This is a genomic window from Candidatus Omnitrophota bacterium, from assembly GCA_028707125.1.
Lineage (GTDB): Bacteria > Omnitrophota > Gorgyraeia > Gygaellales > JAQTUX01 > JAQTUX01.
The window spans coordinates 48,648-75,053 of record JAQTUX010000001.1 but is presented as its reverse complement, the minus strand read 5'-3'; the positions used below and the strand labels follow the sequence as shown (position 1 = coordinate 75,053).

At 49.4% G+C, this 26,406-nt stretch carries 26 protein-coding genes; 20 read left to right on the top strand and 6 right to left on the bottom strand.

From position 1 onward, the window contains the following. The first annotated feature begins 3 nt into the window (after nt 1-3). The gene (folE, locus tag PHR44_00430) at nt 4-561 is read left to right on the top strand and encodes a GTP cyclohydrolase I FolE (GenBank protein ID MDD4909140.1); all 558 of its coding nucleotides are present in this window, start codon (nt 4-6) and stop codon (nt 559-561) included. Here folE and PHR44_00425 read toward each other — a convergent pair. Next, nucleotides 551-3,238 carry an AMP-binding protein gene (locus tag PHR44_00425; protein MDD4909139.1) on the bottom strand — a complete coding sequence of 896 codons (2,688 nt, stop codon included), beginning with the start codon at nt 3,236-3,238 and terminating at the stop codon, nt 551-553. The genes folE and PHR44_00425 overlap by 11 nt on opposite strands. Further along, nucleotides 3,228-4,439, bottom strand: a complete 1,212-nt coding sequence (locus PHR44_00420; protein MDD4909138.1) for an MFS transporter — start codon at nt 4,437-4,439, stop codon at nt 3,228-3,230. The genes PHR44_00425 and PHR44_00420 overlap by 11 nt, the downstream gene beginning before the upstream one ends. Before the next feature lie 81 nt (nt 4,440-4,520). Here PHR44_00420 and PHR44_00415 point away from each other — a divergent pair, with 81 nt between their 5' ends. Next, nucleotides 4,521-5,966 (top strand): glycosyltransferase family 39 protein, encoded by a 1,446-nt coding sequence (locus PHR44_00415; protein ID MDD4909137.1) that lies wholly within the window; start codon nt 4,521-4,523, stop codon nt 5,964-5,966. 6 nt (nt 5,967-5,972) lie between these two features. Then, the gene (gene rlmN / locus PHR44_00410) at nt 5,973-7,007 is read left to right on the top strand and encodes a 23S rRNA (adenine(2503)-C(2))-methyltransferase RlmN (GenBank protein MDD4909136.1); all 1,035 of its coding nucleotides are present in this window, start codon (nt 5,973-5,975) and stop codon (nt 7,005-7,007) included. 54 nt (nt 7,008-7,061) lie between these two features. On the opposite strand, the gene PHR44_00405 is transcribed toward rlmN, so the two are convergent. The 4 genes from PHR44_00405 to PHR44_00390 form a co-directional block, all read right to left on the bottom strand. Continuing rightward, a complete protein-coding gene (locus PHR44_00405) occupies nt 7,062-7,550 on the bottom strand; it encodes a transposase (protein ID MDD4909135.1) in 489 nt (162 codons plus the stop codon). Nucleotides 7,551-7,670: 120 nt separating this feature from the next. Further along, a complete protein-coding gene (locus PHR44_00400; GenBank protein ID MDD4909134.1) occupies nt 7,671-9,203 on the bottom strand; it encodes a YifB family Mg chelatase-like AAA ATPase in 1,533 nt (510 codons plus the stop codon). Nucleotides 9,204-9,214: 11 nt separating this feature from the next. After that, entirely contained in the window at nt 9,215-9,571 is a 357-nt protein-coding gene (locus PHR44_00395; protein ID MDD4909133.1) for a YraN family protein, read from the bottom strand. Further along, a complete protein-coding gene (locus tag PHR44_00390) occupies nt 9,555-9,821 on the bottom strand; it encodes a SpoVG family protein (GenBank protein MDD4909132.1) in 267 nt (88 codons plus the stop codon). The genes PHR44_00395 and PHR44_00390 overlap by 17 nt, the downstream gene beginning before the upstream one ends. Before the next feature lie 85 nt (nt 9,822-9,906). On the opposite strand from PHR44_00390, the gene PHR44_00385 reads away from it, so the two are divergent. From PHR44_00385 to PHR44_00305, 17 genes are all read left to right on the top strand, one after another. After that, entirely contained in the window at nt 9,907-10,353 is a 447-nt protein-coding gene (locus tag PHR44_00385) for a divergent PAP2 family protein (protein ID MDD4909131.1), read from the top strand. 8 nt (nt 10,354-10,361) lie between these two features. Beyond that, the gene (locus PHR44_00380) at nt 10,362-11,171 is read left to right on the top strand and encodes a L,D-transpeptidase family protein (protein ID MDD4909130.1); all 810 of its coding nucleotides are present in this window, start codon (nt 10,362-10,364) and stop codon (nt 11,169-11,171) included. A 4-nt stretch (nt 11,172-11,175) separates the two neighbouring features. Next, entirely contained in the window at nt 11,176-12,126 is a 951-nt protein-coding gene (locus tag PHR44_00375; protein MDD4909129.1) for an acetyl-CoA carboxylase carboxyltransferase subunit alpha, read from the top strand. Next, nucleotides 12,123-12,635 (top strand): PadR family transcriptional regulator, encoded by a 513-nt coding sequence (locus PHR44_00370; GenBank protein ID MDD4909128.1) that lies wholly within the window; start codon nt 12,123-12,125, stop codon nt 12,633-12,635. The genes PHR44_00375 and PHR44_00370 overlap by 4 nt, the downstream gene beginning before the upstream one ends. An 89-nt stretch (nt 12,636-12,724) precedes the next feature. Continuing rightward, nucleotides 12,725-13,174: a MarR family transcriptional regulator gene (locus PHR44_00365; protein MDD4909127.1), complete on the top strand. Its 450-nt coding sequence runs from the start codon at nt 12,725-12,727 to the stop codon at nt 13,172-13,174. 1 nt (nt 13,175) lies between these two features. After that, nucleotides 13,176-14,468 (top strand): TolC family protein, encoded by a 1,293-nt coding sequence (locus PHR44_00360; protein ID MDD4909126.1) that lies wholly within the window; start codon nt 13,176-13,178, stop codon nt 14,466-14,468. Then, nucleotides 14,468-15,337 carry an efflux RND transporter periplasmic adaptor subunit gene (locus PHR44_00355; GenBank protein ID MDD4909125.1) on the top strand — a complete coding sequence of 290 codons (870 nt, stop codon included), beginning with the start codon at nt 14,468-14,470 and terminating at the stop codon, nt 15,335-15,337. Before PHR44_00360 ends, PHR44_00355 begins: the two co-directional genes overlap by 1 nt. A gap of 3 nt (nt 15,338-15,340) precedes the next feature. Then, nucleotides 15,341-18,454 carry an efflux RND transporter permease subunit gene (locus PHR44_00350; protein MDD4909124.1) on the top strand — a complete coding sequence of 1,038 codons (3,114 nt, stop codon included), beginning with the start codon at nt 15,341-15,343 and terminating at the stop codon, nt 18,452-18,454. Then, on the top strand, nt 18,451-18,747 hold the full coding sequence (locus tag PHR44_00345; GenBank protein ID MDD4909123.1) for a hypothetical protein: 297 nt from the start codon (nt 18,451-18,453) through the stop codon (nt 18,745-18,747). Before PHR44_00350 ends, PHR44_00345 begins: the two co-directional genes overlap by 4 nt. Before the next feature lie 108 nt (nt 18,748-18,855). Then, nucleotides 18,856-20,292 carry a class I adenylate-forming enzyme family protein gene (locus tag PHR44_00340; protein ID MDD4909122.1) on the top strand — a complete coding sequence of 479 codons (1,437 nt, stop codon included), beginning with the start codon at nt 18,856-18,858 and terminating at the stop codon, nt 20,290-20,292. Between the two features lie 16 nt (nt 20,293-20,308). Next, entirely contained in the window at nt 20,309-21,052 is a 744-nt protein-coding gene (locus PHR44_00335; GenBank protein ID MDD4909121.1) for a hypothetical protein, read from the top strand. Between the two features lie 270 nt (nt 21,053-21,322). After that, entirely contained in the window at nt 21,323-22,177 is an 855-nt protein-coding gene (locus tag PHR44_00330; protein MDD4909120.1) for a hypothetical protein, read from the top strand. 149 nt (nt 22,178-22,326) lie between these two features. Continuing rightward, nucleotides 22,327-22,626: a nucleotidyltransferase family protein gene (locus tag PHR44_00325; GenBank protein ID MDD4909119.1), complete on the top strand. Its 300-nt coding sequence runs from the start codon at nt 22,327-22,329 to the stop codon at nt 22,624-22,626. Continuing rightward, nucleotides 22,620-22,973: a DUF86 domain-containing protein gene (locus tag PHR44_00320; GenBank protein ID MDD4909118.1), complete on the top strand. Its 354-nt coding sequence runs from the start codon at nt 22,620-22,622 to the stop codon at nt 22,971-22,973. Before PHR44_00325 ends, PHR44_00320 begins: the two co-directional genes overlap by 7 nt. 21 nt (nt 22,974-22,994) lie before the next feature. Continuing rightward, on the top strand, nt 22,995-23,936 hold the full coding sequence (locus tag PHR44_00315; protein ID MDD4909117.1) for an S-methyl-5-thioribose-1-phosphate isomerase: 942 nt from the start codon (nt 22,995-22,997) through the stop codon (nt 23,934-23,936). After that, a complete protein-coding gene (locus PHR44_00310; GenBank protein ID MDD4909116.1) occupies nt 23,933-24,928 on the top strand; it encodes a class II aldolase/adducin family protein in 996 nt (331 codons plus the stop codon). The genes PHR44_00315 and PHR44_00310 overlap by 4 nt, the downstream gene beginning before the upstream one ends. 34 nt (nt 24,929-24,962) lie before the next feature. After that, on the top strand, nt 24,963-26,399 hold the full coding sequence (locus tag PHR44_00305) for an aldehyde dehydrogenase family protein (GenBank protein ID MDD4909115.1): 1,437 nt from the start codon (nt 24,963-24,965) through the stop codon (nt 26,397-26,399). The last annotated feature ends 7 nt before the right edge of the window (nt 26,400-26,406 follow it).

Sequence of the window (26,406 nt, the reverse complement as noted above, 5' to 3'; positions counted from 1 at the left end):
AATATGGATTTGAAGAAAATCGAGAAAGCTGTAAGGATGATCCTCGAGGCCATAGGCGAAGATCCCGAGAGAAAGGACTTAAAGGATACGCCCAGGCGCGTGGCAGAGATGTATGAAGAAATATTTTCCGGATTTAAAGATGACCCCAGAAAAGAGCTTGAGGTAATACTGGACCAGAAGCACAACGAGATAGTCCTGCTTAAGGGCATACCGCTTTATTCCGTGTGCGAGCACCACCTGCTGCCCTTCTTCGGCAGGGCTCATATCGCTTACATCCCGAAAGGAGGCAGGGTCACGGGCCTGAGCAAATTAGCGCGCGTCGTGGATATGCTGTCTAAACGGCCTCAGGTGCAGGAACGGCTGACTACCCAGATCGCCGATATGATAATGGGCAAGCTTAAGCCGCTGGGGGTGATGGTCGTGATCGAGGCAGAACATCTTTGCATGTCAATGCGCGGCATACGCAAGCCCGGCACGCTTACAGTGACTTCCGCTGTCAGGGGGATATTTAAGGAAAATCAGAAGACCCGCTCGGAAACTCTTGATCTGATCAAGTTTTAAGCAACCCTTCCACTCTATCGCGCAGCGTCTTAGCGATCGCCTCATAGGCGCTGTTATCCCGAGGTTCTTTAATTTCTTCAGAATAGACCGCTTTGCCGAAGGTCACTTTGGTAGGGTGGGGCTTGGGGAATCTTTGCGTCCTTGGCCAGGCAGCAAGAGCGCCCTTAATATAGGTGGGAACAGCAGGAACATTCAGTTCCCGCGTCAGTATACCAACACCCTTTTTGAATTCCTGGGGCCTTTCTTCTATGCCGCGCGAGCCTTCAGGAAAGATACAGAGAATCTTACCCTGTTTAAGCAGAAAGGCGCAGGCCTGCATCGCCTCAACCAGATTTTCCGAAGGGGCCAGCGGTATTATGCCGGCCAATTTGATAATGGGGCGCACCAGTGCCAGCCGGTAGAACTTGAAATCGAACCCGAGAAAGAATATCTTTCCCGCCAGGGAATACGGCAGGGACGCCTTGATGAGAAGGCCGTCGAGGAAACTGGTGTGGTTTGGGCAGATGATATAGGGTGCCCTGGAAGGGAGGTTCTGCCTGCCGCGGGATTTAAGCAAAAACAGGCTGCCGCAGAGCAGCTTTATGAAAAACGTCCCTGAAAATATCAACCCCTTTTCCAGGAGGTTGGCGCGCGTGCGGATCTTCTCCATTATCTCTTTGCCCGGATCAGCCCGCAGTATTTTTCCCCAATCCGCTGCCTCAGGCGCCCGGCCAGGGGCTTCCGCGGTAGAGAGGCCTTTGATGTTTTCTATAAGTTCCCTGACAGTATAGGCGGAAGACATTGCCTCGTCGGGTATATTGCGGTTGAGCGTCTTTTCCAGGCAGGCCGCCAGGTTTACCCGCATAAGCGAGTCCACGCCCAGATCCAGCTCCAGATGATCGCCAAGGGCCACGCCCTTTTTGAATTCCTTTTTGAGGCAACCCAGGATATCCAGCGCCATTTCATCTTTGAGTATTTCTTTGTCCGGCGGCAGCTCGTCATTTGTCCCTTCAGCGCTTGTTTTCTGCAGGACCGCGTCCTTATATTTTGACCGGACTTCGTAGCGTTTGACTTTTCCCAGGGCGGTCTTGGGCAGGTCTTCCTTGGCGATAGTAAAGCCCAGCAGGCGGCGGAATGAGGGGGCGTTTTTGGCGAGGTTTTCCACCTCCCATTTTATCTTATGCGCTATGTTGATCTCCCGCGCCTTCTTGAAGTGGTCATAATCCGGGGCGATCACCGCGTAGAGCCCTATAACGCCGCCTTGCGTTATATCAATGACGCATATGTCTTTGATGAACGGGCTCTTCTTATAGTGTTCTTCTATTTCTTCGGGATAAATATTCTTTCCGGAACTCAAAACTATCACGTCTTTTGCCCTGCCGGTTATGTAGAGGTATCCGTCAACATCAATGAACCCCAGGTCGCCGGAATAGAACCAGCCGTTTTTTATTACCGCGGATGTGTCTTCATCCCGCCGGTAGTAACCCTTCATCACATTGTCTCCGTAGATCAGTATCTCTCCGGTAGAGCCCTTGTTGTCGCTTTCTATCCTGATGTTCACGCCGTTTATCGCCCTGCCCACAGCCGCCGCTTTCTTTATTTCCTTTTTAGCCAGCGCGACCACCGGCGAGGTTTCGGTGAGGCCGTAGCCCTCAAAAATAGTGAACCCAAAGCTCATAAGCCCGAGAGATACCCTGGGTTCAAGCCGGGCGCCTCCGCTTACCAGGAACCTTAAATGCCCTCCGAAGCGTGAGTGTATATTCGCGAATAATGCCTTCGCGCAGTTAAGGCCGCTGGCGTTATAAATGATCAGGCAGGATTTTCTTGCCAGGGCTACCCCGATTCTTAAGGGCAGGACCAGGCGCTTTATGTTATCCTCTATGGAATTCAGGATGGCATTTAACATTTCCGGGACCGCTACCAGCATCGTGACTTTTGTTTCTTTCATTATAGAGAGTATGGCGTCTGTCCTTAAAGAGTGTATATAAGTTATGCGCGCTCCGGAAAACAAGGGCAGAAGCAGCGTGACGGTAAAGGCGTAGGCATGGTGCAGGGGGAGTATGGAGAGCACATTGTCTTTAGAAGAACATATCTTAAGTTCGTTTAAACTCTGGAAATTCGCGCACAGGTTCTTATGCGTCAACATCACGCCTTTCGGCCTGGCAGTCGTGCCGGATGTGTAAAGCAGCGAGGCGACAGCGTCTATGTTTATTTCCGGCCGTATATCTTGACGGGGGATATCCTGTTCTTCTATCTGGCGCAGCCCCGCCATGCCTTCTTTTTGCGCTTGGGCGTTGGTCAGGACCACGAGCTTGACGTGGGGCAGCTTGCCCAGGGCGCTCTCAATTTTACGCAGGACTTCTTTTGAGCAGAACAGCGCCTTGCTTTGCGAATCCGATATGATATTGGCGATCTCTTCCGCCGTGAGAGTGTAATCTATGGGGACAACGGTCGAACCGGATTCCAGGATACCGAAATACGCCGCTACCCACTGCGCGCCGTTAGGGCAGATCAGGGACACGTTATTTTTGCATATTCCGCTATGGAGAAGAAAATCGCCTATTTTTCCGGCTGAATCCCTGATCTCTCCGAAGGTATAGGCCTTTAATTTTCCGCCGTCTTTGTCCTGGATGGCGACGTTTCCCCGGAATTTTGACGCGGTCTCTTTGAATATTTGCGGCAGTGTTTTATATTCCATTGATTTTTTTGAAGAAGCGCATGCTTAATATCACCAGGAGAAGCTGGGTTAGGATCGCTATCCTGTAGCGCCACAGCCCAAGCGGCGTAAATACAAGGATGGCCAGCCCCCATAATAGCGGCCCGATTATGCTGGAGGCCTTGCCGGTCAGGCCGAACATCCCGAATATCTCTCCCATTTTTTCTTTGGGGGCCAGGTGTATTGCCAGCGCGCGCGAAGAAACCCAGGTCGCTCCCAGCGCCGCGCCCGCTATGGGGCCTATAAACCAGAACAGCGTCTTGCTGAAGTTGAGCATTACAAGCGCCATGCCTACGCACCAGGTCTTTAAAACCCATCCCAGCGCCTTGTACGGCCCTACCCTGTCGGTTACAAAGCCGTAAAGAAAAGAGCTTATTATGGTGAAGGATGTAGAGATGACGTAGAAGGTGACGATCTCCGAATCGCTGAAGCCGACGACTTTTTTTATGTATACCGACATAAAGATTATCACGGTGTTTACGGCATTCATAAACAGGAAGGCGGCGATAAGAAAATACTTTACCCCCTGTAATTCCGTGTTTTCCGTAAACGTCCGTTTGATCCTTAAGAAGGCGTTCTTGACGCTGGGGAGCTCAAATGTGCCTTTCGCGAGTTTTGTTTCCTTCACGAAAATAAAGCAGGGCAGGGAGAAGGCGAAGAAAAGCAGCGCCGTAGGTATAAAGGCGGCTTGATAGCCGCTTTTTAGCACGAACGGCTTTATGGTGAAAAGCCCGACAAGCGTGCCCACATACCCGAGGCTGACCCCCATGCCTGAGACCCTTCCCACGTCGCTTTTTTCGGCAATATGGGATAACATCGCGTTATAGAATATAGATGCTATCTGGTATGCCGCGTTTGCCGCGATGAAAAAAATCAGCCCCGTATACAACCCGCCGGAGAACCCCATAAATACCGTAAATACGCAGCAGGCGGCTGTGAATCCCATAAGCAGCCGCATTTTATTCTGGCGGATATCGGAGATGGTCCCCAGAAGGGGCTCAAGGAACGCGGCGATAAGCATTGACAGGGAAAGGGCGATGCTGTAGGTGATATCCTGCGCGCCTTTTGTGACCGTTACCCACAGGGCAAAATACAGCGATACGATATTCATTGAGAATATCGTATTGGCAAAATCATACAGCGCCCAGGAAAATACGGTTATTTTTTTGTTTATGGGTGCCATTTTCTAATATTATATATTAAATACATCAATACTCAAGTTGTTATTGAATTCCGGAAGGGAAATGAATATAATAAAGCCGATATGCCGGTAAAAAATAACCACGCCTTTCTTCTCGCTTACATCATCTGCATGGCCCTGATGATGATATTCGCCTTTTCCTGGAATACAGCTACATTGGACGGCGATTCCTACATGTACGCGGCTACAGCCAGGCATGTCGCGGCTACGGGGCAGTGGCTTAATATCTACGATCCAAGTTACGACGGACAGTTTTATTATCACTTCCCCCTTGTGATCTGGCTGACCGCCCTGCTTTTTAAATTCTTCGGAACAGGGCTCTTTACCGCCAAGCTGCTCTCAATGGCGAGCGCGCTTTTTGCCGCTGTCCTGATATTCTATTTCGGCAGGCGGCTTAAGAATATCTGGGTAGGTTTTTTCGCGGCATGGAGCTTTCTTTTGACCAATCATGTCGCGCGGCTGAGCCGGCAATGCCGTATGGATCTGCCGGTCACGTTTTTCATAGCGCTTGCCATGTTCGCGTTTTATCTGGCGCAGAAAGGCAGGCGCGGTTATTACCTGTTGTTCGGCCTGGCAAGCTGCCTCGCCATATTCTCCAAGGATATTGTAGGCACGGCGCCTCTTGTGATAGCGGTTCTATATTTGTTAATCAGGTTCAGATTTAAAGAGCTGTTCCACCCTTTATTTTTAGCCGGCTGCCTTATCGCGGTTGTCCCGGTGCTGGGTTGGATCTTTCTGGAGCATAAACTCTACGGCAGCACGCTGTTTGAGAAATGGTATGCCTGGAATTTTAAACACGTCGCCTTTTCACCCAGTTTCGCGGACAGGTTTGATGTTCCCTGGTATTATTATATAAGGGCATTGCTGGATAAATACTGGTATTTTCTGCCGTTTGCCTTACACGGCGGGTATCTGGCGATAAAGGAGGAGTTTAAAGGGGGTAACAACGGCTGGCTTATACCGGTAATATGGGCGGTATTTTTCCCTTTTGTCTTTTCTTTCGGCGCCCAGAAACTGCACTATTTTATCCTGCCTATGTATCCGGCCTCTGCCCTGCTTGCCGGGCTTTCCCTCAACAGGTTATTAAGCGAGGGGGCCAAATTTAAATTTGCCAAAGCGGTAAAATATATAATCATAGCCATGACCCTGCTTATGTTATGCCTGCCGCTTAAACTTTACAAGCCGCGTTTTGAAGAGGTGTTTAAGATGGCGCCGGCGATCAATGCCGCTTTAAAACAAGCCGGCGATCACGAATTGATGATATGCAGGGTAGACAGGGGCTCCGCGTTTTTTTACCTGTCGACGGATAATTACAGGTATTTCAAAGATGCGCCGTCTTTAGAGCAGGCCTTGAGCGCCCCTTCGCTAAAGGCGCGTTTCATCTATCTGCCGGACGCGGAGTTCCGGAAGATCCCGGAAGGCCTAAGGCGCGGTTTAACCATCCTCTGCCGCTACAAAGAGCACCTGTTTGTTACAGACAGCAAAGCAATATCGGCGCGCCTCCCTTAATACCCTATGGACGACATAAAGAATTTAACCCTGGCTGAATTAGGGGAAGTTTTTAAAAAATGGGGCTATGGCGCCTTCCATAGCCGCCAGGTATTTTCCTGGCTCTACAAGAAGGGCGCTCCTGATTTCAGCCGGATGAGCGATCTGCCTTTGGATTTAAGAAACCGGCTAAAGGATAATTTCACGCTTTCCGCTTCGCGCCTGCCGCGGCAGTTTGAGTCCCGCGATGGAACAGAAAAATTCCTTTTTGAATTGCGGGACAGGAATATCATTGAGGCGGTAAGTATCCCCGCGGGCAAAAGGGTCACGGGCTGCGTTTCTTCTCAAGTCGGCTGTCCATTCGCCTGCGCTTTCTGCGCCAGCGGCCTGGCAGGCTTTAAAAGGAATTTGACCTGCGCTGAGATCATTGAAGAGGTACTTTGCCTCAAGGCCTATTCCGCGGCAAAGAAGGTTACGCATATTGTGTTTATGGGTATCGGAGAGCCGCTGGATAACTACGATAATGTCTTAAAGGCGATCAGGGTTATAAATTCTCCCGAAGGGCTGAATATCGGGGCAAGGCGCATTACCATTTCTACCAGCGGGATCATCCCGGGTATCAAAAGATTAGCAGGCGAGGGCCTGCAGATCGAGCTGTCCGTATCCCTGCACGCCGCGGACAGCGCCTTAAGAACGCGCCTGATGCCTGTAAATAAAAAATACCCTCTGCCAGAACTCATTTCTGCCTGCCGCCGCTACGCGGAAGAAACAAAGCGCCAGGTTACATTTGAATATATCTTGATCAAAGGCCTGAATTCCGCTTTGGAGAACGCCAAAAAGTTGAGCGCGCTTTTAAAGACAATAAGATTATCCAAAGTCAATCTGATACCTGCCAATCACATCAAGGAATTGAACATAGAGCCGCCCCCTGCGAAGGAAATCCTTTTATTTAAGAATCATCTCTTAAAACAGGGGATACCCGTTACTTTACGCAAGCAGCGGGGAGAGGACATCCTTGCCTCCTGCGGCCAATTAAAATTAAGAAACTGTTTCACTTCTTAATAGGAAACTGTTTCGAAGCTGAATAGCAAAGTGGGTATTGAGGGTATATTTGTTTTAGATTAGAAGATTATCCAATAGATTAATATCCAAATCTTCATCAATATTACATTCTCTTTCTAAATAGCTGCTAAATGTATATTCCTTTGGGCTACTGACCATATTTGCCCTTACTGGATTCTGTTCTATATAAGCAATGCAATCTATTAGATATTCATCTTTATTTATTGCTTTACTTTTGAATCGGTTTTGCCATAGATGTCCTACTTTATTGTATTTTTTATTATAATAAGCAGTATAAGAGCGATGTAATCCCTGCATAAATTTGGAAAGCTTTTTGGAATCTTTGGGTTGACCAATTAGGTGGATATGGTTAGGCATCAAACAATAACCGTATAATAAAAATGAATGTTTTCTTTTATATCTCCTAAGTTGGAGAAGATAGAATCTATAATCGCTCAATTCTCTAAAGACATTTTGTTTGTGGTTGCCTCTTACAAAAAGATGATAACACGCATTTTCTATTAATACTCGCGTTTTCGACATCGATTTCTCCTTTTCTGATTTCCTTAAAGCAGTTTCCTGTGTAGTTTTAAAACAGTTTCCTAATCGGGAGAGAAACTGTTTCTAAAACTGGTGCCAAATTGGCACCAGTTCAGTTTTCTTTTAGACAAAGACATCCCTATCTAAGCTTCTATATTGAATTGCCTCTGAAAGATGCTCCGCCCTTATTTCGCCGCTTTGGGACGCGTCCGCGATCGTCCTGGCTACCTTCAGTATCTTGTCATAGCCGCGCGCTGAAATCTCGTATTTTTCCATCGCCGCCCTCAGCAGATTGGCGGCATTTTCATCAAGAATACAGTATTTTTTGATCTGCCTTGACGACATGGCGGAATTGAAAAGTATGCCTTCGCGCCTGAAGCGCGCCTTTTGGGTCTTGTGCGCGCGTTTCACCCTCATTTTTATATCCTTTGAGCTTTCGCACGGCTCGTTATTTTTCAGGTCGGGGTATTTCAGCGGTTTCACGTCTATATGGATATCTATCCTGTCCAATAGCGGAGAGGAGATCTTGGAACGGTAGCGGTATACCTGAGTGGTTGAGCAGCTGCAGGGATGCCTTTTTTGGCCAAGCCGTCCGCAGGGGCAGGGGTTCATGGCGCAGACCAGCATAAAATTGCAGGGTAACTCTATATATTTATTTACCCGCGCGATCCTGATCACGCCGTCCTCAAGCGGCTGCCTTAGCGCCTCCAGCGCGTCCCTGTGGAATTCAGGCAGCTCATCCAAGAACAACACGCCGTTATGCGCCATGCTTATTTCTCCCGGCTGCGGTATGGAGCCGCCGCCTACCAGCGCCACGTCGGATATGGTGTGATGAGGCGCGCGAAAAGGCCTTTCAGTTACGATCGGCGCCTTGTTGGTCAAAAGGCCGCTTACCGAATGGATCTTTGTGGCCTCAAGCGCCTCTTCCAAAGTCATTTCCGGCATGATCGTGGGCAGGCGTTTTGCCAGCATTGACTTTCCGCTGCCTGCCGGGCCCATCATCAGAATGTTGTGCCTGCCGCAGGCGGCGATCTCAAGCGCTCTCTTAATGTATGTCTGGCCTTTAACGTCGCTCATATCCAAATGACAGTGGCCGCTGTCTTTCCATATCCGGCGCAGGTCCACTTTTTGAGGCAGTATCTCTACTTCCTTTCTCAGGAAGCCCACGGCCTGCCTGAGGTCAACCAGCGGCAGGACTTCTATTCCCCGCGCTATTGCCGCTTCAGCGCTGTTGTCTTGCGGCAGTAACAGGTTGCTCAAGCGCTTATTCTTAAACGCCAAGGCAAGAGCGAGCGATCCGGCAATGGGCCGCAGCTTGCCGTCTAAAGACAGCTCGCCGCAGATCACCTTGCCGTGAAAAGAGTCGGGATGGATCTGCCCGGTAGCGGTCATGATCCCCAGGGCAATGGGCAGGTCAAAGCTGGGGCCGTGTTTTTTGATATCTCCCGGAGCGAGGTTGACCGTTATTTTTCTTCCGGGGAATTCAAACCCGCAGTTCTTGATCGCCGCCTTGACCCTGTTGATGCTCTCCTTCACAGCCGTATCAGGCAGCCCTACAATGGAAAAACCCGGCAGCCCGCCGGAAACATCAACCTCAACAACGACCTCTTCCGCTTCTATCCCTACGACCGTGCTGGAAATCACCTTGGCTAACATACCACCCTCCTTTAAAATGCGTCTTCGATCAGCCTGATCTCATAGTTATCTCTTAAAGTGATTGAGATAACGTCAAACCTGAAATTGCCTTCAGGGTCCGCGTGGTTTTTTATATAGAACTGGGCAGAGCGCCGCAGGCGGCTTATCTTGTCCGGAGTCAGCGATTCCTCGGGAAGCCCGAACTCATCGGAGCACCTGGTTTTGACCTCTATAAATACCGTGGTGTTCCCCTGGCCGGCAATAATATCTATTTCTCCTGATCTGCAGGAAAAATTCCGGACAATTATTTTGCAGCCCCTGCGGCGCAGAAACCCTTCGGCGATATCCTCGCCTTTTCTGCCCAGGTCCTGCCTATACCTGTTCCTCATACGCCTGCAATATCAATTCGTTGATCTGCTGCTTGACCTCCTTGTTTAAAGGCAGCACAGTGGGATACCATTGGCCGTTCTTGCCCTGCTCGCAGGGCATGCCCACGAACAGCCCGTTCCTGCCGTCCATAATGCGCAGCCCCTTGATCAGCAGCGCCCCTTGCACGGCAATGTCCACAAAGCCCTTTAGCTTGCCCTCTGCCTTATCCAGCTTATGCAGCCGCTTTACTTGAATATCCTGGCTATTCATCGTTATCACCTCCTTCTACTATATAAGACGTAAAAGTGAGGGAAATTCTTGCAAAAAACTTAAAAATTTATTATAATTAGATACTATGCCGGGATTCTTTCAGGGTTTTTTGCAGAATAATCTGCTCAGGGTCACTATTATTGCCTGGGTGGTTGCCCAGCTGACCAAGGTTGCTCTGGGTATAATCAGGGAGAAAAGATTCAATTTCCGCTGGTTCGTAGGCACCGGCGGCATGCCCTCAAGCCATGCCTCAGGCGCGTCTGCCCTGGCAGTGATCACAGGCATAGAATATGGGTTTGAATCAGGGCTTTTCGCGCTGGCAGCGGTTTTTGCCTTTGTAACCATGTTTGACGCGCAAGGGGTGAGGCGTTCGGCAGGAAAGCAGGCAGAGATCCTGAATAAGGTAATGGAGGATATATACTGGAAGGGCAGGATCCAGGAGAAGCGCCTCTGGGAACTGATCGGCCATACGCCCCTGCAGGTGATCATCGGCTCCATAATAGGCATATTAACTGCGCTGGCATTCAGATAAGGAGAGATATGAAAAAGCAAATAGTATTTATGGCGGCGGCGGTCATTCTGGCTTTGATCGCAGGCGTTTTTTTAATGCGCGGGCTGGGCAGCGCCAATAAATCCCGGCAGGCCGCTGATTCCCTCAATCAGCTCATAAGCAGCGCCAAGGGCATGGAGGAAAAAGGCGCTCTGCTTGAGGCAAAGACGGTTTACGCTCGGCTTATAAACGATTACCCCGCTTCAAAAGAGGTATCCGCCTGGCAGAAGAAGGTTGAAGCGATAAATACGCAGCTGCTTTTTTCTAATCAGCCCGGCCCCTACAGCGTTATGTACGAGGTAAAACCCGGGGACAGCTTGACGAAGATAGCCGCCGGCTACAATACCACGGTTGAACTGCTGAAGAAGATGAACGGGATCACGGGAGACATGATCGTCCCGGGGAAGAAGCTTAAAGTCATAAATGTGCCGTTCAACATCCTTGTGGACAAGTCCCAGAACGTCTTAATGCTGAAGATAAAAGACGAAATAATAAAGACCTATGTTGTCTCTACCGGAAAGGACAACTCTACCCCGGTAGGCACCTTCAAGATAGTGAATAAGCTTATGAATCCTACCTGGTTTAAGGCAGGCGCGGTCGTCCCTCCTGAAAGCGCCGAGAACATCTTAGGCAGCCGCTGGCTGGGTTTTAATTTAGCCGGTTACGGCATACACGGCACAACCGAGCCGCAGAACCTGGGCAAGCAGGTCACCCAGGGCTGCGTGCGTATGGCCAATCAGGAAGTAGAGGAACTCTACACTATTGTGCCCGTGAGCACGGAAGTCACCATCATAGATTAGAGAAATGAGCGGACTTGATTTTGAGAAGCCCATTTTAGAGCTGGAAAGAAAGATCAAGGAACTGGTCTCATTTACAGACGAGAAGAAGATAGACCTGTCCAGCGAGATCAAACGGCTGGAAACCCGGCTGCAGCAACTCAGGAAGGAGGTCTATTCCAACCTTACCGCCTGGCAGAGAGTGCAGCTTGCCCGCCATCCCCAGAGGCCCTATACCCTTGATTACATAAACGCGATCATGTCGGATTTTGTCCAGCTGCACGGAGAGCGCTCATTCGCGGATGATAAGGCGATGGTAGGCGGACTGGCAAGGATAGACGGCGAAAAGGTCATGGTCATAGGCCATCAGAAGGGGCGCGATACAAAGGAGAACCTGGTGCGCAACTTCGGCTGCGCGCATCCGGAGGGCTACCGCAAGGCGCTCCGCCTTATGAAACTGGCGGAAAAATTCAAGATCCCCATCGTGATATTTATTGATACGCCGGGCGCGTATCCGGGCATAGGGGCTGAAGAGCGCGGCCAGGCGCAGGCAATAGCCCTTAATATGATGGAGATGTCGCTGATCGCCACGCCAATAGTTGCCTTTGTGATAGGGGAGGGCGGCTCAGGCGGCGCCTTAGGCATAGGCGTTGCCGACAGGATCGGCGTGCTGGAAAACGCCTATTATTCGGTGATCTCGCCTGAAGGCTGCGCCGCGATACTCTGGAAAAGCGGAAGCCGCGCGCAGGATGCCTGCGAGGCGCTGAAGCTGACCGCGGCAGACCTTAAGCAGCGCGGCATCATAGATGAAATTGTGCCGGAGCCGTTAGGCGGCGCCCACCGCGAGCCGGAAAAGATGGCGCGGGCCCTGAAGGAAGCGGTGCTTCGCAATATAAAAGAATGCAAGGCAGTCCCCATAGATGAACTGCTGGAGAAGCGCTACAATAAATTCAGAAAAATCGGCGTATTTCAGCAATGAAAGAACAGGAATTGCTTTTCTTAGGTCTTCTTAGCGACGGCCCTAAACACGGCTATCAATTAAAGAAGATAATGCGGGAGGTTTCTTCCACTTTCGCGGGGTTTGACACGGATTCCATATATTATCCTCTGCGAAAGATGCTGTCCCGGGGCCTGGTCACGCAGGCCCTGACCAAGGCAGGCAGGCGGCCGGCAAGGCAGACCTACAAGATCACCTCCAGGGGCAGGGAGGAGTTCAGCAGGCTGCTCCTGGAGAACATCTTAAGGATCGAAAGGCCGTATTTCAGCATTGACCTGTCGCTGTATTTCCTGAACCATATACCGCCGCAGCCAAGGCGGCGCTATTTAAAGATACGCCTGAAACTTCTGGAGCGCCTGGAAAGAGGGCTCCAGAAACTTAAAAACACCCTCGCCCCCGACGCCCCCCCTAATCTTATTACTATCATAGAGCATAACCAGCAGCTGCTTGACGCCGAGATAAAATTCCTCACGCGCCTGGCCGCTCAATAACTCCTTATTTTTTCTTGACAGGATGGCAAAGATATATTATACTTCATCTAGTGAATATTTAAGTAACCTAAATATCAGGTAGATTAAATATGTCTGACAACGATCTCGTCCAATTTTCCCACGGTGTCTGCCGGCTCCTGCCGGCTGTCATGCGCCAGTTCCTGAAGAGGCACAGAAAATGGCTGGCAGCGGCGAATATCTCTTTCGCGCAGGCGATCATACTTGATATCCTGAAAGAAGAGGAATCAATGCGCATGAGCGAACTGGCCAAGGACCTGTCCGTAAGCATGGCAGGGGCCACAGGGCTTGTAGATAAACTGGTAAGAGAAGGCCTTGTCGCGCGCGAGAGCCTGCCCGACGACAGGCGCGTAGTCAAAGTCAGCGTTACTCCGAAGGGCAAGGGCGTTATTGTAAGGATAAACGAGGCAAGGCGAAGGATGATAATGGAGGCGTTCGGCAATCTGAGCGTTTCAGACCGCGACAAGTACCTTGAGATCCTGACCAAGATACACAGCCACTTGAAGGCCGGCGAAAAATAAAATGCGCAATTACATTATATTATATATGATTTTTACATTCTTCTGTTGCGGCAGCGCCCGCTGTATGGCCGCGGCAGCCGCTGAGGGCAAGGCCATTGTCTTGACTCTGGATGAAGCGCTGGCCATCGCCTTAAGAGATAACCGCGATATACGCCTTAAAGCGCAGGACGTTGAAAACGCGAAGCTAAAGATCGCTGAGGCGCGTTCAGGACTGCTGCCGGCGTTAAGTTTTACCGGCACATGGAACGATACGCGGGGTTATTACGCCAAAGACATAGCCCAGACCACCACGCAAACCACTCTTAAGCAATACCTCTACAAAGGCGGCAAGACGATCAATACCATAAAACAAAAAGAGAACGAATTCGAGGTCTCCCAGGCGTTATTGGATAAAGAAAAGCTGGAGCTGGCGCTGGATATAAATAAGTCATTTTATACTCTGGCCTTAGCCGATGAATTCGCTTATGTAAATCAAAAGATATTGGAGAACATAAGGGTGCATCTGGCCGTGGCCAAAGAGCGCTATAAAAACGGCCAGGCGTCAGAATCAGATATACTTAATATGGAAGCGTCTTTAAGCAGCGCCCGGCAGGAGTACGAGGCATCGCTTAATCAGGCGGAGGCAGCGGAGGAGCTTTTGAAAAATCTGCTATATTTAGAGAAGGAAGCCCGGATCAGGCCCGACGCGGAGTTCGGCTATGAACCGCAAGAGATCGCTTATGACCTGGCGTTATTAAAGGCGATTTCCGCCAGGCCGGAGATACGGCAGTATGAAGCGCAGCTCAAGGCGGATAAAAACGCGGTAGAGATCGCCAAGGCGGATAACCGGCCTTCGATTTACGCCTCCTGGGATTACTATAGCCGTTCCACCGCATCTTTGACCTTCAGTCCAGGAAAGGGCTGGCAGGACTACAACATCATCGGGCTTACTTTTTCCTGGCCGGTCTTTGACGGCTGGGCGGCAAAGGCCAGGGTAGGGCAGGCGCTGATAGGCCTGAAACAGACGCAGTTGACCAAAGAAAAGGCCGTTAAGGATATCGTGCTGGAATTAAGGAACGCCTATCTTGCTTTACAGGACGCGATATCAAAGATCCAGGCGGTAGAATCCGATACGGCCTTATATAAGGATAATCTGGAAACGGCGGAAGAAAAATATGAAGAGGGCATAGCCAGCGCCCTGGACGTGGACGATTCCGCCGTGAAATACGACATAACCGCCTTTAATAAAAAACAGGCGATATACGACTACATAATCGCCAAGGCGAGTTTTGACAAGGCAACAGGGGGTATCTGATGAGACCGTTAGTTATTTTGCTGTTTTGCGTTTTAATGTTGGCGGGATGCTCGCAGAAAGGGCCCGAGACAGCGCCTGAAGAGGCCATCCCGGTAAAGGTAATGAAGGTGGAGCTGCGCGACCTGTTTGAGTCCCTGGAATACGTGGGCAACATCAAGGCCGAAGACGAAGTGCTGGTCTATCCCAAGGTAGGCGGCAAGATAATGCGGAAGGTCAAAGAGGATAACAGCCCGGTGAACAAGGGAGAGGCGATCGTCTACATTGACAGGGATGAGGTCGGCCTGAAGTTCGAGAAGGCGCCGGTAGAAAGCCCTCTGGACGGCGTTGTCGGCAGGGTGTACGTGGACATCGGCTCAAACGTAAGTCCTCAAGACCCGGTAGCGCTGGTGGTCAATATGGACAGTATGCTTATTGATCTGGGCCTGCCGGAAAAATACCTGCCGAGGGTCTCACTGGGGAAGATAGCGAAGATCAAGGTAGACGCCTATCCTGACAGGGAATTCAGCGGCAAGGTGACCAAGTTCAGCCCGATGGTTGACCTGGAGACCAGGACCGCGCCCATTGAGATAACCATAGATAATCAGGAGGGACAGCTCCTTAAGCCCGGGATGTTCGCCAAGGTAAATTTGTTTATTGAGGAATATAAAAATGTGCCGGTAATCTTAAAAGAGGCGGTTGTAGGTAAGGAGCCGGATACCTATATATATGTGATAGAAGATAATAAAGTTCTGTTAAAGAAAGTAAAGTTAGGCGTCCGCCAGGGGCCCTATTATGCCGTTGACGACGGAATAAAACCGGGCGACCTGGTGGTGATCATGGGCCAGCAGCGGCTCTACGAGAACGCTAAGGTAAGCGTGGAAACGGAGTAAAATATGTTGCTTCCTGAGTTCGGCGTAAAAAGGCCGGTAACAAATTTGATGATCTTTTCGGCGATCCTCGTCGTTGCCTTTTACAGTATGTCAAGGTTAGGCATAGATATGATGCCGGAGATCGAGCCGCCGGTGATCACGGTGGTGTCTTCTTATTCCGGAGCCAGCCCCGAAGACGTGGAGATAAAGGTTACCGAGCCGCTGGAGAACCAGCTCTCTACTACCCCCGGCCTGGAAAAGATGACTTCCAATTCTCTTGAAGGGCTCTCTTTGATCAGCATAAAATTCAAGTGGGGGACCAACATCGATGAGGCCTCAAATGATATCCGCGACCGCATTGACCTGGCAAAGCGCTTCCTTCCGGATATCCCCGATGAGATGGACAACCCTTTTATATATAAATTTAACACCGCCAATATTCCCATCATATTCACGGGGATAACCGCCGAGCAGAGCTACGCCGGGCTGTATGATCTGATTGATAAAAGGGTGGGCGACAGCTTAAGGCAGCTTGCGGGCGTGGGCACCGTGCAGTTGTTTGGCGGCCTGGAGCGGCAGATCAATATCTGGATAAACAGGCAGCGGCTGGAGGGCTACGGTTTTTCCGTGCTTGATATACAGAACGCCTTAAAGCAGGAGAATGTCACCCAGCCGATGGGAGGCATAAAGACGGGATTAAGCGATTATCTCCTGCGCCTTCCCGGCGAGTTCGCCTCGCCCGAAGAGATAAACCTGGTCATCCTCGGCAAGCGCGACGGGAAGTCCGTTTATCTTAAGGATGTCGCCAAAGTGGAGGACAGTTTCAAGGAAGTAACGATGAACGTGAGGATCAACCGGCATCCGGGCCTGATGATGATGGTGCAGAAGCAGACCGGCACCAATACGGTGGAGGTGGCCGCGCGGATAAAGAATAAATTAAAGGAATTCCAAAAGACGCTTCCCGCCGACGTAAAGATGTTCCTCATATTTGATACTTCGCAGGATATCATCAATTCTCTCCAGAACCTCAAGTCGGCGCTTTGGCTGGCCATTATCCTGGTCATACTGGTGGTATGGTTCTTCCTGCGGCAGTTTTTCGGCAGCCTCATCATCGCCTTGACATTGCCTTTTTCGCTGCTGATCGCCTTTATCTATCTCTTCTTGAGCGGAAAGACCATAAACGTCATCGGACTTTCTTCGCTGGCGATCGCCTGCGGTATGGTGGTGGATAACGCCATCGTGGTAGTGGACAACGTTTACCGCTCTTTGGAGAAAGGCCGCAGGCCTCAGGAGGCCGCGATATTCGGCGCTTCCGAAATGTTCCTCTCTATTGCCGCCTCTACCTTTACCACAGTGGTCGTATTTTTGCCGATGCTCTTTATCACCGGCGTCGTCGGCATCATGTTCGGGGAATTGGCCATGATCGTGACCGTAACGCTCCTGGCTTCTCTTTTTACCGCCGCCACGTTCTCGCCGATGCTTTGTTCAAAACTGCTGAGATTGAGGAAACAGAGCGGGGCGCTGGCCAAACTTTATGATTTTTCAGAGAGATTGTTCAAGTCATGGGAAGATTTTTACGGCCGCTGCCTTGCCTGGTGCCTCGGCCATAAAAAACTGGTGATCTTCGGTTTTCTGGCGGCCTTTATAACGAGCCTGTTTTCCACCCGTTTCATAGGCAATGAATTCATCCCCGAAGAGGACAGCGGCGACGTGCGCATTACCGTTCAGCTTGCTTTGGGCACGAGGTTTGAAGAAACGGATAAGGTAGCCGGCAGGATCGAGGATATTCTGGAAAAGAGCGTCCCCGAGGCGAAGTTTTTTTATGCCAGGGCCGGCACTACCACGGGCAGCGGCAGGGCAATGGGCGCGGGCGACTCCGGGCCGCACGTTGTGGTTTGCGGGGCAAAGCTGGTGCCGAAAACAGAAAGACGGCGTTCGGTATTTGAGGTCGGACAGAAGCTCAGGGAGGAGATCTGGCGCATTCCCGGGGTGTTAAAGGTCGATATCTCTACCGGCAACCCCCTCGGCAGGATGATCACCGGGGCAGGCGGGAAGGCGATACAGCTGGAGATCATCGGCCACTCTTTTGAAGATACCAACGCGTTGGCAGCGAAGATAAAAGGGGTTATGGAGAAGGTCCCCGGAGCTGTTGATACGAGCATCTCGCGGGATATAAGCCGCCCGGAGTTGAGGATCGAGGTGGACAGGGAAAAGGCGGCGGCACTGGGCCTTAATATGAACACGGTAGCAAGCAGCGTTAAGACATTTATTGAGGGCTCTACCGCCACAAAATACCGCGAGAAGGGCGAGACATACGATATTTATGTGCGGTTGGAGGAGTCGTCGCGCTCAAAAATAGAAGATATAGAGAACCTTTCGCTTGTCTCTCTGGTAACCGGCAAGCAGATACGCCTGTCTAATTTTGCCAGGGTCTACGAGACGGCCGGGCCCATCAATATCGAGCGCCAGAACCGCGAAAGAGTAGTCAGGGTAGAATGCAATACCTATAAACGCTCGGCGGGAAAAGTCATAGAAGACGTAAAGAAGGAATTGCGGAAGCTGATCCTGCCCGCCGACATAATGCTGAATTTCGGCGGGGAGGCAGAAGAGCAGAAGAAGGCGTTCCGTGACTTAACGTTCCTTTTGGCCCTGGGCCTTGTGCTTGTGTATATGATCATGGCCGCCCAGTTTGAGTCGTTATTAGACCCTTTCATCGTTATGTTTGCCGTGCCCTTTACCTTTACGGGAGTATTCCTGGCATTTCTTGTGACCGGGACGACATTAAGCGTGGTCACCTTTTTAGGCATCATTATGCTTATGGGCATCGTGGTTAATAACGCCATAGTGCTTATCAGCTACATAAATATTCTGCGCGCTAGGGGCCTTTCAATGCTTCAGGCGGTAACGCGGGGAGGCAGGGACCGCTTGAGGCCGGTTTTAATGACCACCATTACCACTCTGGCGGGGCTTATGCCGTTGGCTTTATCAAGAGGCGAGGGTTCTGAAACCTGGCAGCCGCTGGGGATCACGATGATCGGCGGCTTGACCGTGTCTACCCTGGTTACGATGCTGTTCGTTCCGACGTTGTATGCCATATTCGAAGCCAGGATCAGGAGAAATGGAGGCCATAAGAAGTGAGCCGGAAAATGGTGATGGTCATTTACAACGAAGCCATAGATGCCGAGGTAATGGAAACCTTGGAGGGCTGCGGCTTGAAGAATTATACTAAAGTAACCGGTGTTTTTGGCAGCGGCAGCAGTTCCGGCACGCATTTTGGGACTGATATCTGGCCGGGGAAGAACGATCTTTTGTATATCGCCTGTGAAGATCAGCAGGCTAAACAGCTACTTGACTGCATCAGGCAGCTGCGTAAAGAGTTGGGCCGCGAAGGTGTTAAGGCATTCCTCCTGCCTTTGGAAGACGCCACTTAATTCACGCCGTATCTTCAATTAAGCCAATCAGTTTTATCTCTAAAAAAACCTTGACATTCAGGGGATATTTTATATAATACAATTTAATTAGTAAAATTTTACTATATTATGAATATTACCGTATTACTGGAAAAGCAGGCAAAAGAGCGGCCTGATAAGCCGGCGCTTATCTTCCGCGACAGCTCTGTCAGCTTCAAGGACTTGCGCGATAACTCCTTTAAGCTCGCCAACTTCCTCATTGAGCAGGGCATTCAAAAAGGGGATAAGGTGGCCGTGTTCCTTCCCAATATCCCCCAGTATATCTACAGTTATTTTGCCGTATTCAGCGCAGGCGCGGTGTGCGTGCCCCTGGATTTTATGTTAACGCAGGAAGAGATCGTTAATTTCATCAATCACAGCGACGCGAAACTCCTGATCGCCCAGCCCAAAAAAGACATAGACGCGCAATCCATCCAAACCCGCTGCCTCCGCCTGAAACAGGTCGTCATACTTAACGATAACATAGGGGCAAGTTCCGCGAGGCCAGATATAGAAATCAATGAACAAGATATCTCTTCCATTTTTTATACCTCCGGCTCAACCGGCCATCCCAAGGGAGTGGTCTTGACGCATAAGCATTTTGACAGCCCGGTAAAGACAATAGAGCATTTTTTGGGCGCCTCTTGCGATGACATATATTTATGCGGCGGAGTGCCGTTCTCGCATCTTGGCGGCTTTGATTACGCCCTGTTTATGCTGTATTTTGGCTCAACCCTGGTGTTGATGGAAAGATTCCATCCTTTGGAGTTCCTGAGGAATACGGAAAAGCATAAAGTAACCATCTTTTGCATCGTCCCGGCGATGTATGTGGCGATCTTATCGTTAAAGGAATACGATAAATTTGATTTTTCTCATTTGAAATATGCCGTTGTCTTCGGCGCGCCTTCCTCGCCGGAATTGTTAAACAGGTTTCACAAGGCATACCCTAACGCCTGTCTGCTTAACGGCTGGGGCCTGACCGAGACCGCCGCTCCTAACGCCTATTCGCCCAAGGATATCAATAAATTATCCAGTATAGGAAAATTAGATTTTGAAATAGAGGCAAAGATCGTGGATGGCGAGCTTTGGATCAGGGGCGACGCGGTGATGAAGGAATATTATAAAGAGCCGCAGCTGACCCGCGAGGTCCTTAGCGAAGACGGATGGTTTAAGACCGGGGATATTGTCAGGCAGGATGAGGAAGGTCTATATTATATAATCGGCCGCAAGAAAGAGATGATCAAGGTAAGCGGCGAGATCGTTTATTCGCCTGAAGTTGAAGCAGCGCTTATGCGGCATCCGCTGGTTAAAGAGGCGGCTGTGATAGGCGTGGCCGATGAATTAAGGGGAGAGGCAGTGGCGGCGTTCATTGTGGCAAAGGACGGGGCGGAATTAAAAGAGGCGGATATCAGGCAGTTCTCCCGCCAGCATCTGGCGCACTTCAAGATCCCGCATCATATAAATTTCGTGGACTCGCTGCCTAAGAATAGAACGGGCAAAGTGGATAAGGAAGCATTGAGGAAATAAGGAGACGATTATGCAAATGCAAAAAGAGGTTCATTTGACGGGCAGGGATTTGACGCAGATGGTGCAGTTACGGCCGCAGGATGTGGGTAAATACGCGATCGTGCCCGGGCCCAGGGACAGGTTAGAGGTCCTGATAAAGAAATTAGAAAGCCCGATAAGGAATTTTTCCTTTATGGAATATACGATGTATACCGGCGCGATTGACGGCATAAGGGTGAGCGCCATAAACGGCGGAAGGTTTTCAGCGGATACGGCGATCACCTCCGAGGTAATGTGCAACGCCGAAATACAGAACATTATCCGTATCGGCACCTGCGGAGCGCTTGACGAGAATATCAAAGTAGGGGATTTGATCGTGGTGGATAAGGTGCTGCGCGGGGACGGGGTGACGCCGTATTATGTGGATGAGGGTTTTGAGACGCTTGCCGATAAGAAGATCGCTGATACTTTATACGAAGTCGCCAAAGGCATGGGTGTCAATATCCATCGCGGCACCTGCTGGACAACCGACGCGCTCCTGCGGGAGACCAGAGAGATCGTTGAGGCAAAGAGAAAGCAGGGCGCGATTGCCGTGGATATGGTCTCATCCGCGCTTTTAACGATTGCGCAGACATATAAGATCAAGGCCGGCTCAATTTTATCGGTCAGCGACAACGTGATTACCGGCGAAATGGGCTTTATGAACCCGCTTTATTATATGGCAGAATCAAAGCTGATCGAGATCGCCCTGGCAACTGTGAAGAAGTTAGAGGGGAAATAGCCTAATCTATGAACCCGCTGGCTTCCTCGCTCATATCGGTTTTGCCCCTAATGGCATTCAAAGAGGGCCGGCAAAGGTCTCTCGCAGCTCGGTGCTTGCGGAACTCGCAGTATTTGCGCTATACGCAAATACTGCTCAGACAGTCCTCGCACTTTGGGCCTTATAGGCCACAAAGTTCCCTCGCTGCTCGAGCTGCTTTGCCTAAAACCTCAAATTCGCTCGAAAGCCAGCGGGTTCATTTACGAGTGTACTCCATTTTCTGGAGGAATTATGTTTGATAAAGCATATTGGAAACAAATTTTAATGAAGCATTTTGTTCAGATATTTATTGGTTTGGTCTTTTATTTTTATTATGCGGGATATCTAGCTTCCCTTAAAATTTTAAATGGTATTTATCATGGTTATGTTTTTAAGGAACCGATTTTGTCCATGAATGTTTTTTATGGCATAGTTAGCTTCCTCCTCTTTTTTATATTAATAAATCTTAATATTTGTCTACACGAATTCATCAGATTTCTAGATAAAATGATATACTCTTTATTTAAAAAATTGACAATTACCATATTAGCTCAGGTAGTTAACGTATTAATTGTTGTATTTTTAGCAATGTTAATAATTCGTCTTTTGTCTGGAATTTTTGTCGACTCATTAAGTGTTTGGACCATTGTGTTAGTTTTCCTTATTTTTCTTACCAATATAATATGGACATTAGCGCATCTGCCATCATCTCCTATATTAAAATACATTAAGAATAGAAGTTTTTATGCTCTAATTACAATTCCATTAGTTGTCTTTCTTATTGTATTCCCAATATGCGTTGCTGATCTGTGGGTATTAATGGGAATGTGTTCGGAGGATATTTTGAAGGATCAAGATTCAGAAGTATTGACCGCAATACCACTGAATTTAGCGAATGAAAAGAAAACCCCATTCGGATATCTGAATAAACTTAAAGGATTTCAAACATTAAAGACGGGAACCATATTTTTAGATTCGGAAACCAAACAATTATTCAAGATAAGGAGTCAAGATGTGCTTAGAGTAATAACTCCTTTTGATGCGCAGAATCAGAAGAGAGTGGAAAATAGTGCCCGTTCCTCTAAGCAACCTACTATAGAAAAGTAAACATTTAGGGCAAGGGGTGAGGGTATCGTAGCGGGTGACCCGCCACAAAGTTTGGCGGAACAAGAAACTGTTTCGGAGCTGAAGAGGAAAGTGGGTAGTTGTATTGTGGGCGAGGGGGCATTTTTCACTAATAAAGGAGGTGGTTTGGCGTGACAAAATTGCAGAAAATAGGGGATGTCATTTCCAAGCACAAGCCGGTTTTATACAGCAAATTTAAAGTAAAGGAATTGGCCGTCTTCGGCTCATATGTCAGAGGAGAAAACAAGAAAACCAGCGATCTGGACATGCTGGTTGAATTCTCCGGCCCCGTGGGATTTCTGGCGTTTATGGAATTAGAGGAATATTTAAGACATTTACTGAAGGTCAGGAAGATTGATCTGGTATCCAAAAAGGCCCTGAAGCCGATTATGGGCAGGAGCATACTGAAAGAGGCGGTGCCGCTATGGTAAAAAGGGATTATCGTGATTATGTGCAGGACATTGTTGATTGCATAAGCGAGATTTATGATTTTGTGGGTGAGATGAGTTTAGCGCAGTTCAAAAAGGACAAGAAAACTCAAAACGCAGTTTTAAGAAGCGTTGAGGTGATGGGCGAGGCGGCAAAAAATATTCCGGCGGCCATAAAAGAGAAACATCCCGGTGTACCATGGAAGGCAATGGCGGGCATGCGCGATAAGCTTATCCATGAATATTCTGGTGTTGATCTCGAGATAGTCTGGAATTTAATAAAGCAGGAGTTGCCCGAAGTCAGGCCTCTGGTATTAAAGGTAAGGAAGTCGCTGAATAATCATAAATAATAAACTGCTTCGGAGTTAATTATGACATTTTCACCATTATTTTGGCCGATAGAATTGAAGGGTGACACGATCTATGTGCTTGATGAGACAGCGCTGCCGCAGAAACTCACATATATAAAGGTAAGGACATACCAGCAGGCGGCAAGGGCGATCAAGGCAATGAAGACGCGCGCCTTTGGCCAGGTGATCCTGGTTTTCTATACTTTTCTGCTGGTTTTGAGGCAGAACAGGGGCGGTAAAAATACAGGCAAAGTTCTCAAGAAGGTAGCTGATACGCTTAATGCCACTCGTCCTACATTGCCGTTCAAATTCCTTACTGATATGGTCCTTGGCTGGCAGGCGCAAGGAAAAGATTTAGAAAAGATGATCCATGGATTTTTAGAGATGTTGAGGCATAAGCGGATTAAGCGGGCAGAGGAAGTGGCTGATCATCTAAAAGACGGCGACAGCATACTTACCCATTGCAATGTCAGCGGTGAACTGCCGCTTATCGCGCAGTTCTGCCGGAAGCAGGGCAAGAAAATAGGGTTTTACGCCACAGAGACCCGTCCCTATTTTCAGGGCAGCCGCCTTACCGCCTGGGAATTACAGCGCGCAAAGGTTCCCGTAACCCTGATAACCGATAATATGACAGCCAGCGTCATATCCCAGGGAAAGGTGAATAAGGTTATTGTGGGATGCGACCAGCTGGCGCGAAACGGCGACGTCGCCAACAAGATCGGCACTTATCAGATCGCGGTATTGGCAAGGCATTTTAAGATACCTTTTTATGTTTTATGCCCGCCTGCCTCAAAGGCGAAAACAGGCAAGGACATCAAAATAGAGGTCCGCCCTGAAAAAGAGATGCTGGAATATAAGGGGTTGCGGCTCGCCCCTTACGGCGTAAAAGGATATTATCCGGCGTTTGATATTACGCCCGATAAATTCATCAGTAAACATTTTATTCTGGAGATCGGCAGATGATATTCGGCAAAGACAAGGCCTTAAGGGATGAGATGATCAATATCGGAAAGAAATTATCCGCTTTGCGCCTTGTGGCCGCGCGCGGCGGTAATTTGAGCTGCCGCATAGACGATAACAATATACTTATCACTGCCAGCGGAACATGCCTGGGCAATTTAACCGCCGAAGATATCATTAAAGTGGATTTGAGCAGGCCCCAAGAAGCAAAAAACCTGTCTTCGGAGTTTCCTTTGCACCAGTCCATTTATAAGAATTTTCCCTGCAAAGCGGTGATCCATTGCCATCCGCCGCTCGCCAACGCCTACTTTGCCGTGTATCCGGAACTGAAGACCCTGACCTTTGAGACCAGGCTCTATCTGGGCAACATTAGCGCTGTGTCGCAGGATACCCCTTCCATCACAAAACCGGAACTGGTGATCGAGGCCCTGAAAAACAGCAATATAGCGTTTATCAGGAATCACGGCGTGGTCTCTATGGCGGACAAATTCATAGACGCGTTGTATCTTATTGAGGAATTGGAAGAGGCGGTAAAGACCGCTTCTGTGGCGCGGCTGTTTAAGAAGGATATACTGGATGATCTGGATAAGGCGCTTAAAGAAAACCTGGCTTCTGATAAGTCGTATTTGATGTTTTCCCCGGAGCATATCCAGGCGATCGTGGACCTGGTGAATAAGGACGAGTTTATCGCGAAGAAAGGCGGGGAATTGGACCTGACCTTGAAACTGGCGATCAAGATGGACGGGCATAATAAGGCATATAAATTCAATTTTGAGAAGGGAAGGATAGCAAAGCTGGAATTTGATGATGAGGCGCCTTTTATCATATCGGCTCCGGCAGATGTCTGGCAGTCGGTATTTTTAGGTAAGATCGAGCCGTTTGTGGCTACTATGCAGGGTAAAATGAAGTTGAAAGGCGAATTAGGTAAACTTTCCCGCTGGTATGTGCCGTTTGGCCGGCTGTTTGAATTATTTAAGCAGGTGAAAATACGCTAATTGCCGCTAATTTGTAAAAAGCTAATTACCGCTAATGAACGTTAATAAAAAAAGAGAAATAATTAATCCTTGTAACGAAAAAGTGATCGCGCAGGTGCCGGAAGCCGCGCTCGATGACCTGGAGCGGGCTGTTTCATCGGCAAGAAATGCCTTTGATAACGGGCCCTGGCCGAAGATGTCTCCAAAGGAGCGCGCCGCCTGTCTTTTCAAGATCGCGGAAGGCATAAGAGAAAATGCCTCCAAGTTAATTGAGATTGAGTCATTGAATACCGGCAAGCCGATAAAGGAAACCACCTTTATGGACATCCCGTCGGCAGCGCAGGTGTTTGAGGACGCTGCCAATTTATCACAGGAATGGCTTAAGGATGAAGAAATAAAACTGCCGGCAGAGGCAAGAAGCGCGCTTACGCGCCAGCCAATAGGCGTAGTTGGTTTGATCGTCCCCTGGAATTATCCGTTGTTGATCGCCTGCTGGAAGACGGCCTTCGCCCTTGCCGCGGGCAATACTATAGTGCTTAAGCCGGCGAGCTTAACGCCTTTAAGCGCGCTGGAACTCGGCCGTATTATAGAGGCGGCAGGCCTGCCTAAAGGCGTCTTTAACATCGTTACCGGCGCGGGCAGCACTGTCGGCGCGGCATTGGCCGCGCATAAAGCTGTGGACATGATCTCTTTTACCGGCAGCAATGAGGTTGGCAAAGAAATAATGAAATTGGCTTCAGCCAATACCAAGAAACTGGTTATGGAGTTAGGGGGAAAGTCAGCGGCAGTGGTATTGGATGATTGTGATATAGAAACCGTTTCCAGCGGCCTGCTTTGCGGTATATTTTTAAATCAGGGGCAGATGTGCACGGCAATGTCGCGGCTTTTAATTGATAAGAAGATCGCGGATAAATTCTTAGATGCCTTTGTGAGCAAGGCAAAGGCGTTAAAATTAGGCGACGGCCTTGATCCTGAAACCCAGATGGGGCCGTTGATAAGCAAGGAACAGAGAAAAAAAGTTATGTCCTTCGTTGAGCGGGCTGAAAAACAGGGAGCCCATCTTGTTTGCGGAGGCAAGATACCCGCGGATCTGAAACAGGGATTTTTCTTTGAGCCGACGGTGTTTGCCGATGTCAGGCCGGAAATGGACATATTCCAGGAAGAGGTGTTCGGCCCGGTTACAGGCGTATCCACGTTTTCTTCTCTTGATGAAGCAGCGGGCCTGGCTAACAACTCTGCTTTTGGTTTGGCTGCCAGCATATGGGCCAGGGATTTAACAAAGGCGCAAAGATTAGCCGGTCAGATCAACGCCGGCACGGTCTGGATTAATACATACGGCATGTTTTATCCTCAGGCGCCTTACGGCGGGTTCAAGCAGAGCGGCTTCGGAAAAGAGCTGGGCAGGGAGGGGCTGTTGGAATATACGAACCTGAAGCATATTAATACGGATCTGTCAGGCAGGCCTTTGGTGGCAAATTGGTTCAGCGTTTAAGGAGGGT

Coding starts and splice junctions, on each gene's coding strand:
- folE (MDD4909140.1), top strand. CDS start 4: ATGGATTTGAAGAAAATCGAGAAAGCTGTAAGGATGATCCTCGAGGCC.
- PHR44_00425 (MDD4909139.1), bottom strand. CDS start 3,238: ATGGAATATAAAACACTGCCGCAAATATTCAAAGAGACCGCGTCAAAA.
- PHR44_00420 (MDD4909138.1), bottom strand. CDS start 4,439: ATGGCACCCATAAACAAAAAAATAACCGTATTTTCCTGGGCGCTGTAT.
- PHR44_00415 (MDD4909137.1), top strand. CDS start 4,521: ATGCCGGTAAAAAATAACCACGCCTTTCTTCTCGCTTACATCATCTGC.
- rlmN (MDD4909136.1), top strand. CDS start 5,973: ATGGACGACATAAAGAATTTAACCCTGGCTGAATTAGGGGAAGTTTTT.
- PHR44_00405 (MDD4909135.1), bottom strand. CDS start 7,550: ATGTCGAAAACGCGAGTATTAATAGAAAATGCGTGTTATCATCTTTTT.
- PHR44_00400 (MDD4909134.1), bottom strand. CDS start 9,203: ATGTTAGCCAAGGTGATTTCCAGCACGGTCGTAGGGATAGAAGCGGAA.
- PHR44_00395 (MDD4909133.1), bottom strand. CDS start 9,571: ATGAGGAACAGGTATAGGCAGGACCTGGGCAGAAAAGGCGAGGATATC.
- PHR44_00390 (MDD4909132.1), bottom strand. CDS start 9,821: ATGAATAGCCAGGATATTCAAGTAAAGCGGCTGCATAAGCTGGATAAG.
- PHR44_00385 (MDD4909131.1), top strand. CDS start 9,907: ATGCCGGGATTCTTTCAGGGTTTTTTGCAGAATAATCTGCTCAGGGTC.
- PHR44_00380 (MDD4909130.1), top strand. CDS start 10,362: ATGAAAAAGCAAATAGTATTTATGGCGGCGGCGGTCATTCTGGCTTTG.
- PHR44_00375 (MDD4909129.1), top strand. CDS start 11,176: ATGAGCGGACTTGATTTTGAGAAGCCCATTTTAGAGCTGGAAAGAAAG.
- PHR44_00370 (MDD4909128.1), top strand. CDS start 12,123: ATGAAAGAACAGGAATTGCTTTTCTTAGGTCTTCTTAGCGACGGCCCT.
- PHR44_00365 (MDD4909127.1), top strand. CDS start 12,725: ATGTCTGACAACGATCTCGTCCAATTTTCCCACGGTGTCTGCCGGCTC.
- PHR44_00360 (MDD4909126.1), top strand. CDS start 13,176: ATGCGCAATTACATTATATTATATATGATTTTTACATTCTTCTGTTGC.
- PHR44_00355 (MDD4909125.1), top strand. CDS start 14,468: ATGAGACCGTTAGTTATTTTGCTGTTTTGCGTTTTAATGTTGGCGGGA.
- PHR44_00350 (MDD4909124.1), top strand. CDS start 15,341: ATGTTGCTTCCTGAGTTCGGCGTAAAAAGGCCGGTAACAAATTTGATG.
- PHR44_00340 (MDD4909122.1), top strand. CDS start 18,856: ATGAATATTACCGTATTACTGGAAAAGCAGGCAAAAGAGCGGCCTGAT.
- PHR44_00335 (MDD4909121.1), top strand. CDS start 20,309: ATGCAAAAAGAGGTTCATTTGACGGGCAGGGATTTGACGCAGATGGTG.
- PHR44_00330 (MDD4909120.1), top strand. CDS start 21,323: ATGTTTGATAAAGCATATTGGAAACAAATTTTAATGAAGCATTTTGTT.
- PHR44_00320 (MDD4909118.1), top strand. CDS start 22,620: ATGGTAAAAAGGGATTATCGTGATTATGTGCAGGACATTGTTGATTGC.
- PHR44_00315 (MDD4909117.1), top strand. CDS start 22,995: ATGACATTTTCACCATTATTTTGGCCGATAGAATTGAAGGGTGACACG.
- PHR44_00310 (MDD4909116.1), top strand. CDS start 23,933: ATGATATTCGGCAAAGACAAGGCCTTAAGGGATGAGATGATCAATATC.
- PHR44_00305 (MDD4909115.1), top strand. CDS start 24,963: ATGAACGTTAATAAAAAAAGAGAAATAATTAATCCTTGTAACGAAAAA.